We start from the raw sequence: 15,729 nt of genomic DNA, 5'->3' as shown, positions 1-15,729 counted from the left end.
ATGGCCTCAACCAAAAGCTTGTTCGATTTCCTGTCGCACAGCCTCGCGCAGCAGGGTGGCTTGCGCGCGGCGCGACGACAGCATGGCTTCGGACACCGTGCGCTGGCGCGGCGCCCAGATCGGCAGCGGGAAATGAGCGTCGTTCGAAAATCGCGGAATCACATGCCAATGCACGTGCGGCACCTGGTTGCCGAGGCTCGCCAGGTTGACCTTGACCGGCTGCATGACGCGCCGCATCGCACATTCAACCGCATACACGGCCTTCATCACGCGATCGCGCTCGCCTGCGGCCAGATCGGAAAACTCGGCCACATGCCTGTTCCAGATCACCCGGCAAAAGCCCGGGTAATCGTGTTCGTCGGCGAGGACGACACGCAAGGTGTCGTCCTGCCACAGCACATCGCCGCCATCTTCACGGCAAAAAACGCAGTCCATCGTCGTCCTCAGGCAAAAATCGTCAGTGGTGCCATTAAACCAGCACGCGCTCGATTCCGCCATTGTTCGCCCGCTGGACGTAGTCCGCCATCCAGTCTTCGCCGAGCACGTGACGTGCCATCTCGACGACGATGTAGTCCGCCTCGGTGCCGGCGTCTTCGTTGTAACGCGACAGCCCTTGCAGGCAGGACGGGCAGCTCGTCAGGATCTTCACCGCGGTGGCGCCGTTTGGTTGCGGCCCATCGCCCGCCTTGAGCACGGAGCCGTTCGGCGCACCCGCCGCGCCGGCCGACGCATTGGCCGTGTTGATCCCATTGGCACCCGCCTCAGCCACCAGCGGAGCGCCGCCCGAAGGAATGCCACGCAGCTTCGCGGCGCCCTTGCGCATTTCTTCTTCCTTGCGGAAGCGGACTTGCGTCGAAATGTCCGGGCGCGTCACCGCGAGTGTGCCGGATTCGCCACAGCAGCGATCGTTCTTCTCGATCTTGTAGCCGTCCTTCTCCGAACCCATCAGCTGATTGACGAGCTTGACCGGGTCCATCGTCTTGATCGGTGAGTGGCACGGGTCGTGGTACATGTAGCGCACGCCGTTCACGCCCTCGAGCTTGATGCCTTTCTCCAGCAGAAACTCGTGGATGTCGATGATCCGGCAGCCCGGGAAAATTTTCTCGAATTCGTAGCCGGCGAGCTGGTCGTAACACGTACCGCACGACACCACCACCGTCTTGATGTCGAGATAGTTCAGCGTATTCGCGACGCGGTGGAACAGCACGCGGTTATCCGTGACGATCTGCTCGGCCTTGTCGAACTGGCCCGAGCCGCGCTGCGGGTAGCCGCAACACAGGTAGCCCGGCGGCAGCACGGTTTGCACGCCCGCTTCCCACAGCATCGCCTGGGTGGCCAGACCGACTTGCGAGAACAGACGCTCGGAGCCGCAGCCCGGGAAGTAGAACACCGCTTCCGTATCCGCCGTGGTGGTCTTCGGATTGCGAATGATCGGGACAATCTTGTTGTCCTCGATATCGAGCAAGGCCCGCGCGGTTTTCTTCGGCAGATTGCCCGGCATCTTCTTGTTCATGAAGTGGATCACCTGCTGCGTGACCGGCGGCTTGCCGACGGTTGCCGGCGGGTGCGCCGTCTGCTTCTTCGCGAACTTCTTGAGCACTTCGTTGCCGAGGCGCTGCGCCTTGTAGCCGACGCCCATCATCGCGGTACGCGCGAGGTTGATGGTTTGCGGATTGGTGGCGTTGAGGAAGAACATGCCGGCCGCATTGCCTGGGTTGAACTTCTTTTTGCCCATTTTGCGCAGCAGGTTGCGCATGTTCATCGTCACGTCGCCGAAGTCGATCTTCACCGGGCACGGCGTCACGCATTTGTGACAGACGGTGCAGTGATCGGCGACGTCGTTGAACTCGTCCCAATGCTTGATCGACACGCCGCGGCGAGTCTGCTCTTCGTACAGGAATGCCTCGACCAGCAAGGACGTCGCGAGAATCTTGTTGCGCGGGCTGTACAGCAGATTGGCGCGCGGCACGTGGGTCGCGCACACCGGCTTGCACTTGCCGCAACGCAGGCAGTCTTTGATCGACTCGGAAATCGCGCCGATGTCTGACTGCTGCATGATCAGCGATTCGTAGCCCATCAGGCCGAAGCTCGGCGTGTAGGCGTTGCGCAGGTCGGCGCCTTCGAGCAGCTTGCCCGCGTTGAAGCGGCCATGCGGATCGACGCGCTGCTTGTACGCGCGGAATTCGCCGATTTCCTCTTCAGTGAGGAACTCGAGCTTGGTAATGCCGATGCCGTGCTCGCCGGAAATCACGCCGTCGAGCGAACGCGCCAGCTTCATGATGCGCGCGACCGCCGTATGGGCGTCCTGCAGCATCTCGTAGTTGTCCGAGTTGACCGGCAGGTTCGTGTGCACGTTGCCGTCGCCCGCGTGCATGTGCAGCGCGACGAACACACGGCCACGCAGCACCTGCTTGTGGATCGACTGGGCTTCGTCGAGGATCGGCTTGAATTCGCCGCCGTTGAAGATCTGGCGCAACTCAGCCCGGATCTCCGCTTTCCACGACACGCGCACCGTCCGGTCTTGCGTGATATGGAACACGGTTGCGTCGGGTTGCGCGTCCACGCGATCGGCGAACTTCTCCGCCAGACCTTCATAGCCGAGGCCGACCAGATAGTGCTGTGCCTCGCGCAAAGACAGGTCGAGCTTGTCGCGCAGGAACTCCCAGCGCGTACGCACGCGTTTCAGCAGATCGAGCGCCTGTTGCACGCGGTCTTCGAGCAACTCGGCGCTCGGGATTTCGTTCGCGTCGTCGCTCTTGCCGAGCGGCAGCTTGCCGCCCTTGAAGAACGCTTCGAGCGCGTCGACCAATTGCAGCTTGTTCTTGACCGACAGCTCGATGTTGATGCGTTCGATGCCGTCGGTGTATTCGCCCATGCGGTCGAGTGGAATCACCACGTCTTCGTTGATCTTGAACGCGTTGGTGTGCTTGGCGATCGCGGCGGTGCGGCTGCGGTCAAGCCAGAAACGCTTGCGCGCTTCCGCGTTGACCGCGACGAAACCTTCGCCGCTCTTGCCGTTCGCCATGCGCACCACTTCCGAGGTGGCCTGGGCAACCGCATCGGCGTCATCGCCGACGATGTCGCCGATCAGCACCATCTTCGGAAACGCGTTGCGCTTGCTCTTGGTCGCATAGCCGACCGCGCGCAGATAGCGCTCGTCCAGATGTTCGAGACCGGCGAGAATCGCGCCGCCCTGCCTCGACGTTTCGAACAGGTAATCCTTGATTTCGACGATGCTCGGAATCGCCTCACGCGCCTGACCGAAGAATTCGAGGCAGACGGTGCGCGTATGCGCCGGCATCTTGTGCAGCACCCAGCGCGCCGACGTGATCAGCCCGTCGCAACCTTCCTTCTGGATGCCCGGCAGACCGGCAAGGAATTTGTCGGTGACGTCCTTGCCGAGGCCTTCCTTGCGGAACACGCGGCCCTTGATGTCGAGCGACTCGGTACGCAGCAGTTTTTCGCCCGGCGCAGCATTGCCGTCGAACCATTTCAGTTCGAAACGCGCCACTTCGATGTCGTGAATCTTGCCGAGGTTATGCTCCAGACGCGTGACTTCGAGCCAGTTCCCTTCCGGGTCGACCATCCGCCACCAAGCGAGGTTATCGAGCGCCGTGCCCCACAACACCGCTTTCTTGCCGCCCGCATTCATGGCAATGTTGCCGCCGACGCAGGATGCATCCAGCGAAGTCGGATCGACCGCGAACACGAACCCGGCCTGCTCGGCCGCTTCGGTCACGCGGCGTGTGACCACGCCCGCGCCGGAGAAAATCGTCGCCACCTTGCGGTCAACGCCCGGCAGTTCGGTCATCTCGACCGCGCCGAGCTGTTCGAGCTTTTCGGTGTTGATCACGGCCGAGAACGGCGTGAGCGGCACCGCGCCGCCCGTGTAACCCGTGCCGCCTCCGCGCGGGATCACCGTCAGACCGAGTTCGAAACACGCCTTGATCATGCCGGCGATCTCGGCTTCGGTATCCGGTGTCAGCACGACGAACGGATACTCGACGCGCCAATCGGTCGCGTCGGTGACGTGCGATACGCGGGACAAGCCGTCGAACTTGATGTTGTCCTTTTCCGTGACCTTGCCGAGCACCTTGGTCGCGCGGCGGCGCAGATCGAAGGTCTTCTGGAATTCGCTTTCGAAATCGTCGACAGCGCGGCGGGCCGCCGCTACCAGCGTTTCGACGCGCGCAGCGCGATCGATGCCCGCTTCGTCGCCGTGCTCGACCAGATCGGCGCGGCGGCGCTTCTCGATTTCGCTCAAACGGTGATGCAGCGCTTCGATCAGCAGCGCGCGGCGCTTCGGATTGTCGAGCAGATCGTCCTGCAGGTAAGGATTGCGGCGCACCACCCAGATGTCACCGAGCACTTCGTACAGCATGCGTGCCGAACGGCCGGTGCGGCGTTCCGCGCGCAACTCGGCGAGAGCTGCCCAGGCGGCGTCGCCTAGCAGGCGGATGACGATTTCGCGATCGGAAAACGACGTGTAGTTATAGGGAATTTCGCGCAGACGCGCTTCGGGATCGGTGGCCACCGCAGCGGCGGCCCCGTGCGGATCGAAAACTTGAGGTGCGTTCATGTTTGGACGACTCGGTGGGTCAACCCGGCGCGCTCATCGATGAGACGTCGGCTGACGGTGCGCGTGGCGCGCAATGCTGGAAACCTTCTAGGGGAGCGAAGCGCAACCGACGGCTTACCCACATCAGTCGCTTCACGGCGCTCAGAGACAGCTACACGATCGTGCGTGGCGGACGTGACGCTCCGCCGCGGGGCAACACTCACGCGGGGCGGGCATCAAATGGGCGATCCGAGGCTGCCAGTGCATCTTCCGATCCTTATTCCAAAATGGAATTCTACCGCATGATGCAGCCGCGCGTTGACGCCTGAAATCGGGGCTGTGGCGGGGCTGCCGGCGTTTTGAAAGCAAACAGTATTGGTGAACGCATGCGTGAAATTCTCCGACCGAACGGTCGGGCGGCCCTTGAGCGACGGCTCCTCGCGGCACGCTGAAGGCCAGAGCGCGCACCGTTGGCGCTATCATTGACGTTTTCCCGTCTCACACAGCGCACCGCGCCACCCGCATGGCTTCCCACGACTACCTGAAGAAAACCCTGACCGCGCGCGTCTACGACGTAGCCCGCGAGACCGAACTCGAACGCGCGCCGAATCTGTCGGCACGGCTTCGCAATCCGGTCTATCTGAAGCGCGAGGACAACCAGCCGGTGTTCTCGTTCAAGGTGCGCGGCGCGTACAACAAGATGGCGCATATCCCGGCAGAAGCGCTGGAGCGGGGTGTGATTACCGCGTCGGCGGGCAATCATGCGCAGGGCGTGGCGCTGTCGGCGGCCCGCATGGGCGTGAAGGCGATCATCGTCGTGCCGGTTACCACACCGCAGGTGAAGGTCGATGCAGTACGCGCGCATGGCGGCCCGACGGTGGAAGTCGTTCAGTTCGGCGAATCGTATAGCGACGCGTATGACCACGCAGTGAAGCTGCAGGAAAAACGCGGTCTCACCTTCGTGCATCCGTTCGACGATCCGTACGTGATCGCCGGCCAGGGCACGGTGGCAATGGAAATTCTCAGCCAGCACCAGGGTCCGATCCACGCGATCTTCGTGCCGATCGGCGGTGGCGGATTGGCCGCGGGTGTCGCCGCGTATGTGAAATCGGTGCGCCCGGAGATCAAGGTGATCGGTGTGCAAACCGATGATTCGTGCGCAATGGCGGCGTCGCTGAAAGCAGGCGAGCGCGTCACGCTGAACGAGGTGGGACTGTTCTCGGACGGCACGGCGGTGAAGCTGGTCGGTGAAGAAACCTTCCGCCTGTGCAGCGAATATCTCGACGACGTGCTGCTCGTGAACACCGATGCCTTATGCGCGGCGATCAAGGACGTGTTCCAGGACACCCGCAGCGTGCTCGAACCAGCAGGCTCACTGGCAGTGGCAGGCGCCAAGCAGTATGCCGAGCGTGAAGGCATCGAGAACCAGACGCTGATCGCGATCACGTCCGGCGCGAACATGAATTTCGACCGCATGCGCTTTGTCGCCGAGCGCGCGGAAGTCGGTGAAGCACGTGAAGCGGTATTCGCCGTGACGATCCCAGAGGAGCGCGGCAGCTTCAAACGCTTCTGCGAACTGGTGGGCACCCGCAGCGTCACCGAATTCAATTACCGGATCGCGGATGCGAATTCGGCGCATATCTTTGTTGGCGTGCAGATCAGGAATCGCAGCGAGTCGGCGCAGATCGCGGGCGCGTTCGAAGCACACGGTTTCGCCACCGTCGATCTGACGTTCGACGAGTTATCGAAGCAGCACATCCGTTACATGGTCGGCGGCCGCTCGCCCCTGGCCCACGACGAACGTCTGTTCCGTTTCGAGTTTCCCGAGCGTCCGGGCGCGTTGATGAAGTTCCTGTCGTCGATGGCGCCGAACTGGAATATCAGCCTGTTCCACTATCGTAATCAGGGCGCGGACTACAGCTCGATTCTGGTCGGCATTCAGGTGCCGGAAACGGAAAACCCCGCGTTCGAACGCTTTCTCGCGACGCTCGGCTATCCGTACTGGGAAGAGACGCAGAACCCGGTTTATCGCCTGTTCCTCGCCTGACTCTATTGGATTAAAACGCGCAGATGGCTCTTTCGCTTGCCGACAAACTGGTCGTCGCAATCTCGTCGCGGGCGCTGTTCGACTTCGAGGAAGAGAACCGCGTCTACGAGGACGGCGACCTGCACGCCTATGAAGCGTTGCAGCGCGACCGCCTGACCGTGCCGGCCAAGCCGGGCGTGGCGTTTCCGCTGATCCGCAAACTGCTGGCGCTGAACGCGGGCGGTCATCGGGTTGAAGTGGTGATTCTGTCGCGCAGTGATCCGATCAGTGGATTGCGCGCGTTCCACTCGTGCCGCGAGCATGGGCTGGCGATCGAGCGCGGCGTTTTCACACGTGGCCGTGCGCCGTTTGCCTATCTGAAACCGTTGAACGCGTCGCTGTTTTTGTCCGCGAATCAGGAGGATGTGCGCGACGCGCTGGCCGCGGGATTCCCGGCTGCGCGCGTGTTGCCCGAATCGGCAAAAATGGCGAGCAAGTATCCGGACGAGATCCGGATTGCTTTCGACGGCGACGCCGTACTGTTTTCCGACGAAGCCGAGCGCGTGTTTCAGAAAGATGGCTTGCGCGCGTTCGTCGGCCACGAGATTCACAATAAGGATTTGCCGCTCGCGGACGGGCCCTTGAAGCCGTTGCTCGAGGCGCTGCACCGGCTGCAAAAACTCGCGGACGACGCCGCGCCGATGCATATTCGTACGGCATTGGTGACGGCGCGCTCGGCTCCCGCGCATGAGCGCGCGATCCGCACCCTGATGGCGTGGAACATCGAAATCGACGAAGCGATGTTCCTCGGCGGCCTCGACAAGAGCGCATTTTTGCGCGAGTTCGAGCCGGACTTTTTCTTCGACGACCAAATTGGCCATTGCGAATCGGCCCGCGTCGTGACGGCGACGGGGCACGTGCTGAGTGGCATCGTGAACGCATCATGACACCTGAACAGTCACCGCTGGGTAAGCCTTCCGCTTACACCGAACACTATGACGCTTCGCTGCTGTTTCCGATTGCGCGCAGGAATGCGCGCGAGGCGATCGGGATTGGCGCGCAACTGCCGTTCTTCGGCACGGACATCTGGAATGCTTACGAGCTTTCCTGGCTGAATGCGCGCGGCAAGCCGCAGATTGCGGTGGCGACTTTCTTTGTGCCCGCTGATTCGCCGAATATTGTCGAGTCGAAGTCGTTCAAGCTCTATCTTGGGTCGTTTGCGCAGACAGCGTTTGAGTCGATGGACATTGTGCGCGCCACGATCAAGCGGGATGTTTCCGCTTCTTGTGGCGCGACTGTTTCTGTTCATCTGGCGGCGCCGTATGAGTTCGGCAAGTTGCAGATGGAAGAGTTTGAAGGCATGTCGCTGGATCGGCTCGATCTGGACACCGATGTTTATCAGCCGGATGCTTCGTTGCTCAAGGCGGCGCTTGATGAGGCGCCGGTTGAGGAGACTGTGTTTTCGAATCTGCTGAAGTCGAATTGTCCTGTGACTGGGCAGCCTGATTGGGGTAGTGTGCAGATCCACTACGTGGGGCCGCAGATCGATCATGCGGGATTGCTTAGGTACATCATTTCCTATCGGAATCACACGGGGTTTCATGAGCAGTGTGTCGAGAGGATTTTTATTGATGTGATTAAGGCCTGTCGGCCGGTGAAGCTTGCTGTTTATGCGCGGTATACGCGCCGCGGGGGGCTCGATATTAATCCGTTCAGGACTAACTTTAATTTGCCCATGCCGGATAATTTTCGCCTTGCCAGGCAGTAGGTTTTTTGTTCGCCGCAGGCGGTGATTGGGGGTTTTTTGCCTTTGGCGGCGGCATTATTGCTGTATGCCTACGGCGGTGGTTGTTTCATTTTTTATTGGTCTATTAGCGTCGCCCCTGTGCGGGGCAGGCACCTACTTTTCTTTGCCGGCCGCAAAGAAAAGTAGGCAAAAGAAAGCGGCTCACACCGCCAACTTTTAAGCGGGTCCCTTGCTTGGAGGGGATCGTGGCTCCATAGAGATTGAGCCTGCGCACCTTCTGACCTGAGTGACCAGGCCGTCATGCTTCCGGCGGCGCTGCGCGCGCCGGGGCGGTACTTCACAAAACCACTTCCTTCTTTTGGCGCTCGCTGTTGGCGAAGCATCGTGGTTCGCACTTGCATATGCTGGCGCGATTCGCCGGCGCTCTGCTAGAGCGCTCTCGTTTCCCAACGCCCGGCACATTTCGACGCCTCGCCGAGGCGAAGCCGATGGCCCCCACCACGCGCAAACTAAGCACCCGGTTTTCCTGGCAGACCCGTCCGCGACGCACGTAGTGGGGAGTGGGAGCGAATGACGGCTGTGTCACTGGCGCTTATGGACCGAGGTGTGATCCGTTAATCGGACCACCAGCCCCTCCAAGCCAGCGGACCCGCTTAAGAGTTGGCGGTTTGAGCCGCTTTCTTTTGCCTACTTTTCTTTGCGGCCGGCAAAGAAAAGTAGGTGCCACCCCGCACAGGGGCGACGCTAATAAACCAATAAGAATGCAAGGAAAGGCCAAAAAAGCCAGAACCAGGAAATGCCGGCCGCAAAAGGCCAAAAAACCTAAACCGTGGTGGTCGGTTTCTTATAAGCGACGCAGTCAACCTCAACCCGACAATCAATCACCATAGAAGAAACCACACACGCCCGAGCCGGCGGATTCTCCCCAAAATACTCACGAAAAACCTTATTAAACGAAGCAAAATCCCGCGGATCATCCAGCCAAACCCCACAGCGGACCACATGCTCCGCCCCATACCCGGCTTCCTTCAGAATCGCGAAAACATTCTGGATCGCCTTGTGCGATTGCTCAACAATTCCACCGTTGATCACTTCGCCATTTTCCATCGGCGTCTGCCCGGAAACGAACAACCAGCCGTCCGCTTCGACAGCCCGTGCAAACGGCATATGCTGACCGCCCGTCCCCTTCCCACCTTCAACGCCATAACGCTTCATCATCCAACTCCTTTAAAAAATCGGCACGCGCCAGCAACCCCACCGCATGCCGCATCAATCAAAAAAACAAACCCATTCAGAACGCGCCCTGCGCATCCTTCCCGGACTTCGCGCCACGCGCCACAAAATGCCCTGCCCGCTCGCCGGTAACCGCTCCATCCAGATACGACAGCACGCCGTTCACCCACACCGCATCGATCCCAGCCGCCGCCTGTTGCGGCTTTTCGAACGTCGCCGCATCGTGCACCTTCGCCGGGTCGAACAACACCAGATCCGCGTGATAGCCGATATGCACCTCGCCACGCTGCGCAAGGCCAAACCGTCGTGCCGACAAGCTGGTCATCTTCCGCACCGCTTCCTCGAGCGGCAGCAACTTCGCGTCGCGCACGTAATGCCCAAGCACGCGCGGAAACGCGCCCCACAGCCGTGGATGCGGCAACGGGTCGTTCGGCAAGCCATCGGAGCCGACCATCGTCGCGGGATGCGACAGGATCCGCCGCACGTCCTCCTCGGACATGTTGTGATACACCGCGCCCGCGGGCTGCAGGCGCCTGGCCGCCTCCTGCTGCGTCACGCCCCACTCGGCCGCAATCTCCTTCACCAGCTTGCCCGCCATCTCGGGATGCGGCTCGCACCACGTGATCGTGATGTCGATGTCGCCGGTGACCTGCTTCAGATCGAGCGTCGACGAACTGCGGTTGTACGGATAACAGTCGCAGCCAATCGGCTGCATGTGCCGCGCACCTTCCAGCGATTTCAGCACCTCTTCGCTGCGCCCCCAGTTTGACGGCCCCGCGCACTTCAGATGCGAAATCACCACCGGCACATGAGCATGGCGACCCACGCGGTACGCCTCGTCCATCGCGTCGAGAATCGCATCGAACTCCGTGCGCATATGCGTCGTGTAAAGCGCACCGGCAGCAGCGAGCGGTTCAGCCAGCGCCATGACTTCTTCGGTCGGCGCGGAGAAAGCGGAGCCGTAGGCAAGTCCCGAACTCAAACCCAACGCGCCATTCGCCAAAGCTTCTTCGAGTTGCTCGCGCATCCCGTCGATCTCCTGCGCTGTCGCCGCGCGATCGAGCCGGTCCATCTGGTTGTTGCGCAACGCCGTATGCCCGATCAGCGCGCCGACATTCACCGCGGGACGCGCCGCATTCACCGCTTCGACATACGCAGCGAAAGTCGGATATTTGAACGCGTCGCGCTCGCCGAGCAGGTTCATCGGATCAGGCGGATCGCCCTTTAACGCCACCGGCGACGCACTGATCCCGCAGTTGCCGACGATCACCGTCGTCACGCCCTGTGTGATCTTCGGCAGCATCTGCGGCGAGCGGATCACGTGCGTGTCGTCATGCGTATGAACGTCGATGAAACCCGGTGCGAGCGCGCGGCCATTGGCCTCGATCACCTCTTCGGCTAGCCAGTTCGACAGATTGCCGATCGCGACGATGCGGCCGTCACGGATCGCCACGTCGCGCTCGACAGGTGGCGCGCCCGTGCCGTCATACAGTTGCGCGCCGACGATCAGCGTATCGGCGGCTTCGGGATGCGAATGCATGGATCAGTCTCCTAACGGTTGTCGATCGCCGCCGCCACGGTGCGCATCGAGCGCGTGCTTCATGCGGCGCAGCAATTCGCGGCTCTCGTCACCCTGACTGACGGCAAGTTCGGTGACGAGCACATCGAGCGCCATCATCATCGCGTAGCGTGATGACGACGGCTTGTAAATGAAATCGGTTTCAAATGCGACGATCGGGATCACCCAGTCGGCCAGTTTGGCCAGCGGCGAAGCCGGTGCCGTCAGAGCGATCACGGTCGCGCCGTAACTGCGCGCAATCTTGCAGTTCTCGACCATCTCGGGCACACGCCCGGTGGTGGACAGCGCGATCACCACACATTCGCGCGACACGGTGCTCGCTACCATGCGCTGCAACAAGCCGTCCTGATAGGTTGCGACGGGCCGGCCGAGGCGCACGAGCCGAAAGCGCATCTCGTCGGCGAGCGCGGTCGAACCGCCGCCCATGCCGAAGACATAGATCATGCGCGCGGCACGCAATGCGGCGGCGGCTTCGTCTAAAGGCGCCTGCCGCAACAACTGATGGTTATGAGTAAGCGCGGTCTGCAGTTCGTCGAACACGCGGGTGGCGATGGGCTCGGGCGCGTCGGTGGGACCGCCCGCCTGCAGGAAGCGCTGACCGACGGCCGCCGCCTGCGCGAGCCGCAGCTTCAACTCCCGCACGTCGCGGCAGCCGACCGCTTTGGCAAAGCGCGTGACGGTCGCCACGCTCACCTCCGCCTGCTGCGCAAGCGCGCCGATGCTGGCCCGCGAGGCGCCGGTCAGGTCGTCGAGAATCAGTGCCGCGACCTTGCGTTCGGCCGAGCGCAATTCCGGCGCGCACTCGGCAATGCGCGCGACGATGTCGAAAGCCAGCGGTTCGGCAGTAGAGTTCATTGCAGATGGTGGGATGCCGCGGACGCTTACAGCAAGCTGTCCTGCAAGCCGTGGTACTAAATAACATTTCTTCAGCCATCGTACTTTCGGTAAGATGGTAAAGTCAACTTTGATTCAATTTAACTGGACGATGGAGCAGGGAGACATGAAAGTTACAAACTATCAGGGCGCTACGATTGATCCTTATAGCAAGGGCTTGGGCATGGTTCCGGGCACCAGCATCCAACTCACGGATGCCGCGCGCCTCGAGTGGAATCTGCTGAACGAAGATGTGAGCCTGCCCGCCGCGGTGCTGTACGCGGATCGGGTGGAACACAACCTGAAGTGGATGCAGGCGTTCGTTGCGGAATATGGCGTCAAGCTCGCGCCTCACGGCAAGACCACCATGGCGCCGCAGTTATTTCGCCGTCAGATCGAAGCCGGCGCATGGGGACTCACCCTCGCCACTGCGCATCAGGTGCGCGCGGCCTATCACGGCGGTGTTTCGCGGATTCTGATGGCCAATCAGCTGGTCGGCCGGCACAACATGATGATGGTCGCCGAATTGCTGAGCGATCCCGATTTTGAATTCTTCTGCCTCGTCGATTCGGTTGAAGGCGTCGAGCAACTGGGCAAGTTTTTCACCTCGGTGCGCAAACCGCTGCAAGTGCTGCTCGAACTCGGCGTGCCGGGCGGTCGCACCGGGGTGCGCGATGAGGCGCAACGCAACGCGGTGCTCGAGGCGATCGCGCGCTATCCGGGCGTGTTGAAACTGGCCGGCGTCGAGCTGTACGAGGGCGTGCTGAAAGAAGAACACGAGGTGCGCGAATTCCTGCAAAGCGCGGTGGCCGTGACGCGCGCGCTTGTCGATGAAGGGCGTTTTGATCGTACGCCGGCGGTTCTGTCAGGCGCGGGTTCGGCGTGGTACGACGTGGTGGCGGAAGAATTCGTGAAGGCGTCGGAGACCGGCAAGGTGGAGGTCGTGCTGCGCCCCGGTTGCTATCTCACGCATGACGTGGGCATCTATCGCAAAGCGCAGACGGATATCCTGGCGCGCAATCCGGTCGCGAAGAAAATGGGCGAAGGTCTGTTGCCCGCGCTGCAACTGTGGGCGTATGTGCAATCGATTCCGGAGCCGGATCGCGCGATCATTGGCCTGGGCAAGCGCGATTCCGCGTTCGACGCCGGCATGCCGGAACCGGCGCGCCACTTCCGGCCGGGTAACGAGGCACCGCGCGATATCGCCGCGAGCGAGGGTTGGGAGATTTTCGGCCTGATGGATCAGCACGCGTATCTGCGGATTCCCGCCGGCGCCGATCTGAAAGTAGGCGACATGATCGCCTTCGACATCTCGCACCCGTGTCTGACGTTCGACAAATGGCGTCAGGTGCTGGTGGTCGATCCGTTGTATCGCGTTACCGAAGTGATCGAAACGTTCTTCTGAGTGCGAATGCGGCGTGCTCTGCAGCAGCGTGGTGCGCCGTTCGCTGAGGCTTTGTCGTTTCAGGCCTGGCGAACAGGATCGGTGTTTGCCGTGTCGGCCGTTTGCACAGAAGTCTCGCCAGCGGCGCCCAACGTGGCCGAGGCCGTCACTTCGCCAATCCGCGCTTCCAGCATCTTCAGCGCGCCTGACAGCGACGCCAGCGTTTCGTCCGGCAGCGAGGCTATCGTGTCGTGCAGAAATGCGTTCCGGCGCGGCAGACTGGCCGCGATCGTGGAATGCCCCGCGTCGGTCAGGCGCACATTGGTGATGCGGTTATCGCGCGCATCCATGCTGCGCGCAATCCAGCCGAGCCCCTCCAGCGTTTTCAGTTGCCGCGTGAGCGCACCCGGATCCACGCGCAAACGCTCGACCAGCCGTTTCTGCGATGACTCGCCAGCTTGCTCGTGCAGGGCCACCAAAATGCGCCAGCGCGGCAACGGTTGGCCGACCTGCGCCTCGAATGCCGACATGAACGCCCGATACGTTCGGCCAAATTGCTGCATGACGGCGACGCGGTCCTGTTCTTCCATGATCTGTCAGTAAAACGGTGAGTCTAAAAATTCAGTCTGCGTGGATCACCGGCTCGAGCTTGCGCTGAAGCTTGACCGGCGGCACGCGGCGGCTTTGCCACACCGATACCACGGCGATAATCGCGGCCAGTGCGAGACCCAGGTGAATCGCCGAAACGAGCGCCTCGCGCGCAGTTTCCAGCAACATCGCGCCGTTGTGGCCCGCGTGCGTCAACTGACCGAGCAAGGTGGCCTGCGCGTCGCGGTTGATCAGGATTTGCGGGTCACCGAGATCGGCGAACCATTGCGATGCGTGATCGTTCTCCAAAGCGCTGCGCACGCCGCTCGCGTACATGTGGCTCACCAGCGTGCCCGTGAGCGCCGTGCCGATCATGCCGCCGATCATCCGCAGCGACTGCAGCAGCGCCGTGGCAATGCCGAGATGCTCGCGGCCGGCCGTCTGCTGCGCAAAGATTGTCAGATTGGGCATCACGAATCCGAGCCCCAGCCCACCGATGATCATGAACGACATCAGCAGCCATTGCGGCATGGAATGTGTCGCGACGACCACGCCGAGGCAGGCAAGCGCCAGCAGGCTGAAGCCGATATACAGCATCAGATTCGGATTGCGCACGCGCGAAACGATACGGCCGTTCGCGATACTGCCGATGGTGATGAACACGACCAGCGGTGTGATGACGAGCCCTGCTTCTTTCGGCGACATGCCGAAGCCGCCCTGAAACAGCAACGGCGCGTAAAACAGCAGCGAAAACATCGTAAAGCCGCCTAGCACGGCTAGCGTGAACAAGGCTGCGAGGCTACGGTTACGGAACATGTCGACCGGCAGGATCGCCGTCGGGCAACGTTTTTCCCACTGCCACAGCCCGTACGCCGAAGCCACGCTCAACACCAGCAGCGCGAGCGCGCTCAAGGTGACGCCATGCTTGGGCAGCAACTCCACGAACAACTGCAGCGAGCCGAGCGCCACCGCGATCAGCAACGCACCGGGCCAATCGAGCCGCATCTTGCCTTGATGCTCGACGTGCCGCAGATGCGGCAGGAAGCGCCAGACGAAAAACAGCGACAGCAGGCCGACCGGCAGATTCACATAGAACACCGAGCGCCAGCCGTAATACTGGGTGAGGAAGCCACCGAGCGACGGCCCTACGGCGTTGGCGATGCCGAACGCCGAACTCATCAGCACCTGCCAGCGCAGACGCACGACCGAGTCGGGAAACAGATCTGGAATGCACGCGAATGCGGTGCCGACCAGCATGCCCCCGCCGATGCCCTGCAAGCCACGCGCGAGCACGAGGAACAGCATGTTGTTGGCGGCGCCGCACAACACGGAAGCTGCGGTGAACACGACGATCGACACGATCACGAACGGCTTGCGCCCATAGTAATCGCCGAGGCGGCCGAAGATCGGCACGGTGATCACCGAGGTCAGCAGATACGACGTGGCGACCCACGCGTAGAGTTCGAAACCCTTCAGTTCGGAAACGATGGTGGGCAGCGCGGTGCCGACCACGGTCTGGTCGAGCGCGACCAGCATCGTGACGAAGGAGATGCCGAGCATCGCCAGAAGCGACTCGCGGAACGGTAAAACTTGCCCACTCGAATGGTGGGCCGCAGTATGGACAGCCATTTTTGATAGCGCAACAGTTGACTCGTCAAACAATGCGGGAATCATACCATGAGCTCAGGCTCTAAGCTGGGACGTGCTGGCGCGATTTAGCGCCAGCAATCGACTGAAGAAT

At 61.7% G+C, this 15,729-nt stretch carries 11 protein-coding genes; 4 read left to right on the top strand and 7 right to left on the bottom strand.

Annotation, left to right across the window (positions count from 1 at the left end):
• Positions 1-6: 6 nt before the first annotated feature.
• Positions 7-435, bottom strand: coding sequence for an HIT family protein (locus PQR27_RS01935; RefSeq protein WP_408522045.1), 429 nt, complete (start codon positions 433-435; stop codon positions 7-9).
• A gap of 34 nt (positions 436-469) precedes the next feature.
• Positions 470-4,579 carry a DUF3683 domain-containing protein gene (locus PQR27_RS01930; protein WP_408522044.1) on the bottom strand — a complete coding sequence of 1,370 codons (4,110 nt, stop codon included), beginning with the start codon at positions 4,577-4,579 and terminating at the stop codon, positions 470-472.
• A gap of 502 nt (positions 4,580-5,081) precedes the next feature.
• Between PQR27_RS01930 and ilvA the strand changes: the two genes are divergently transcribed.
• Genes ilvA through queF form a run of 3 tightly spaced genes read left to right on the top strand, consistent with a single transcriptional unit; the run spans position 5,082 to position 8,352 of the window.
• The gene (gene ilvA / locus PQR27_RS01925) at positions 5,082-6,605 is read left to right on the top strand and encodes a threonine ammonia-lyase, biosynthetic (RefSeq protein ID WP_408522043.1); all 1,524 of its coding nucleotides are present in this window, start codon (positions 5,082-5,084) and stop codon (positions 6,603-6,605) included.
• 23 nt (positions 6,606-6,628) lie between these two features.
• On the top strand, positions 6,629-7,531 hold the full coding sequence (locus tag PQR27_RS01920) for a 5'-nucleotidase (protein ID WP_408522042.1): 903 nt from the start codon (positions 6,629-6,631) through the stop codon (positions 7,529-7,531).
• Positions 7,528-8,352 carry an NADPH-dependent 7-cyano-7-deazaguanine reductase QueF gene (gene queF / locus PQR27_RS01915; RefSeq protein WP_408522041.1) on the top strand — a complete coding sequence of 275 codons (825 nt, stop codon included), beginning with the start codon at positions 7,528-7,530 and terminating at the stop codon, positions 8,350-8,352. Before PQR27_RS01920 ends, queF begins: the two co-directional genes overlap by 4 nt.
• Positions 8,353-9,153: 801 nt before the next feature.
• Here queF and PQR27_RS01910 read toward each other — a convergent pair.
• The 3 genes from PQR27_RS01910 to PQR27_RS01900 all read right to left on the bottom strand — a co-directional run bounded on the left by PQR27_RS01910 (position 9,154) and on the right by PQR27_RS01900 (position 11,998).
• Positions 9,154-9,546: a RidA family protein gene (locus tag PQR27_RS01910; RefSeq protein WP_408525379.1), complete on the bottom strand. Its 393-nt coding sequence runs from the start codon at positions 9,544-9,546 to the stop codon at positions 9,154-9,156.
• Between the two features lie 76 nt (positions 9,547-9,622).
• Positions 9,623-11,104 (bottom strand): N-acyl-D-amino-acid deacylase family protein, encoded by a 1,482-nt coding sequence (locus tag PQR27_RS01905; protein ID WP_408522040.1) that lies wholly within the window; start codon positions 11,102-11,104, stop codon positions 9,623-9,625.
• A 3-nt stretch (positions 11,105-11,107) separates the two neighbouring features.
• On the bottom strand, positions 11,108-11,998 hold the full coding sequence (locus tag PQR27_RS01900; protein ID WP_408522039.1) for a MurR/RpiR family transcriptional regulator: 891 nt from the start codon (positions 11,996-11,998) through the stop codon (positions 11,108-11,110).
• Between the two features lie 145 nt (positions 11,999-12,143).
• Between PQR27_RS01900 and PQR27_RS01895 the strand changes: the two genes are divergently transcribed.
• A complete protein-coding gene (locus tag PQR27_RS01895) occupies positions 12,144-13,421 on the top strand; it encodes an amino acid deaminase (RefSeq protein WP_408522038.1) in 1,278 nt (425 codons plus the stop codon).
• A gap of 59 nt (positions 13,422-13,480) precedes the next feature.
• Here the strand turns inward: PQR27_RS01895 and PQR27_RS01890 are convergent, their stop codons facing one another.
• Both PQR27_RS01890 and PQR27_RS01885 read right to left on the bottom strand, forming a co-directional pair.
• Positions 13,481-13,990, bottom strand: coding sequence for a MarR family winged helix-turn-helix transcriptional regulator (locus PQR27_RS01890; RefSeq protein ID WP_408522037.1), 510 nt, complete (start codon positions 13,988-13,990; stop codon positions 13,481-13,483).
• A 31-nt stretch (positions 13,991-14,021) separates the two neighbouring features.
• Complete coding sequence (locus PQR27_RS01885; RefSeq protein WP_408522036.1) at positions 14,022-15,617, bottom strand: MDR family MFS transporter; 1,596 nt, start codon at positions 15,615-15,617, stop codon at positions 14,022-14,024.
• Positions 15,618-15,729 lie beyond the last annotated feature (112 nt).

The organism is Paraburkholderia fungorum (genome assembly GCF_046027215.1).
Classification (GTDB): domain Bacteria; phylum Pseudomonadota; class Gammaproteobacteria; order Burkholderiales; family Burkholderiaceae; genus Paraburkholderia; species Paraburkholderia fungorum_D.
The sequence above is the reverse complement of the archived record's forward strand: the minus strand, read 5'-3'. Positions and strand labels throughout refer to the sequence as shown.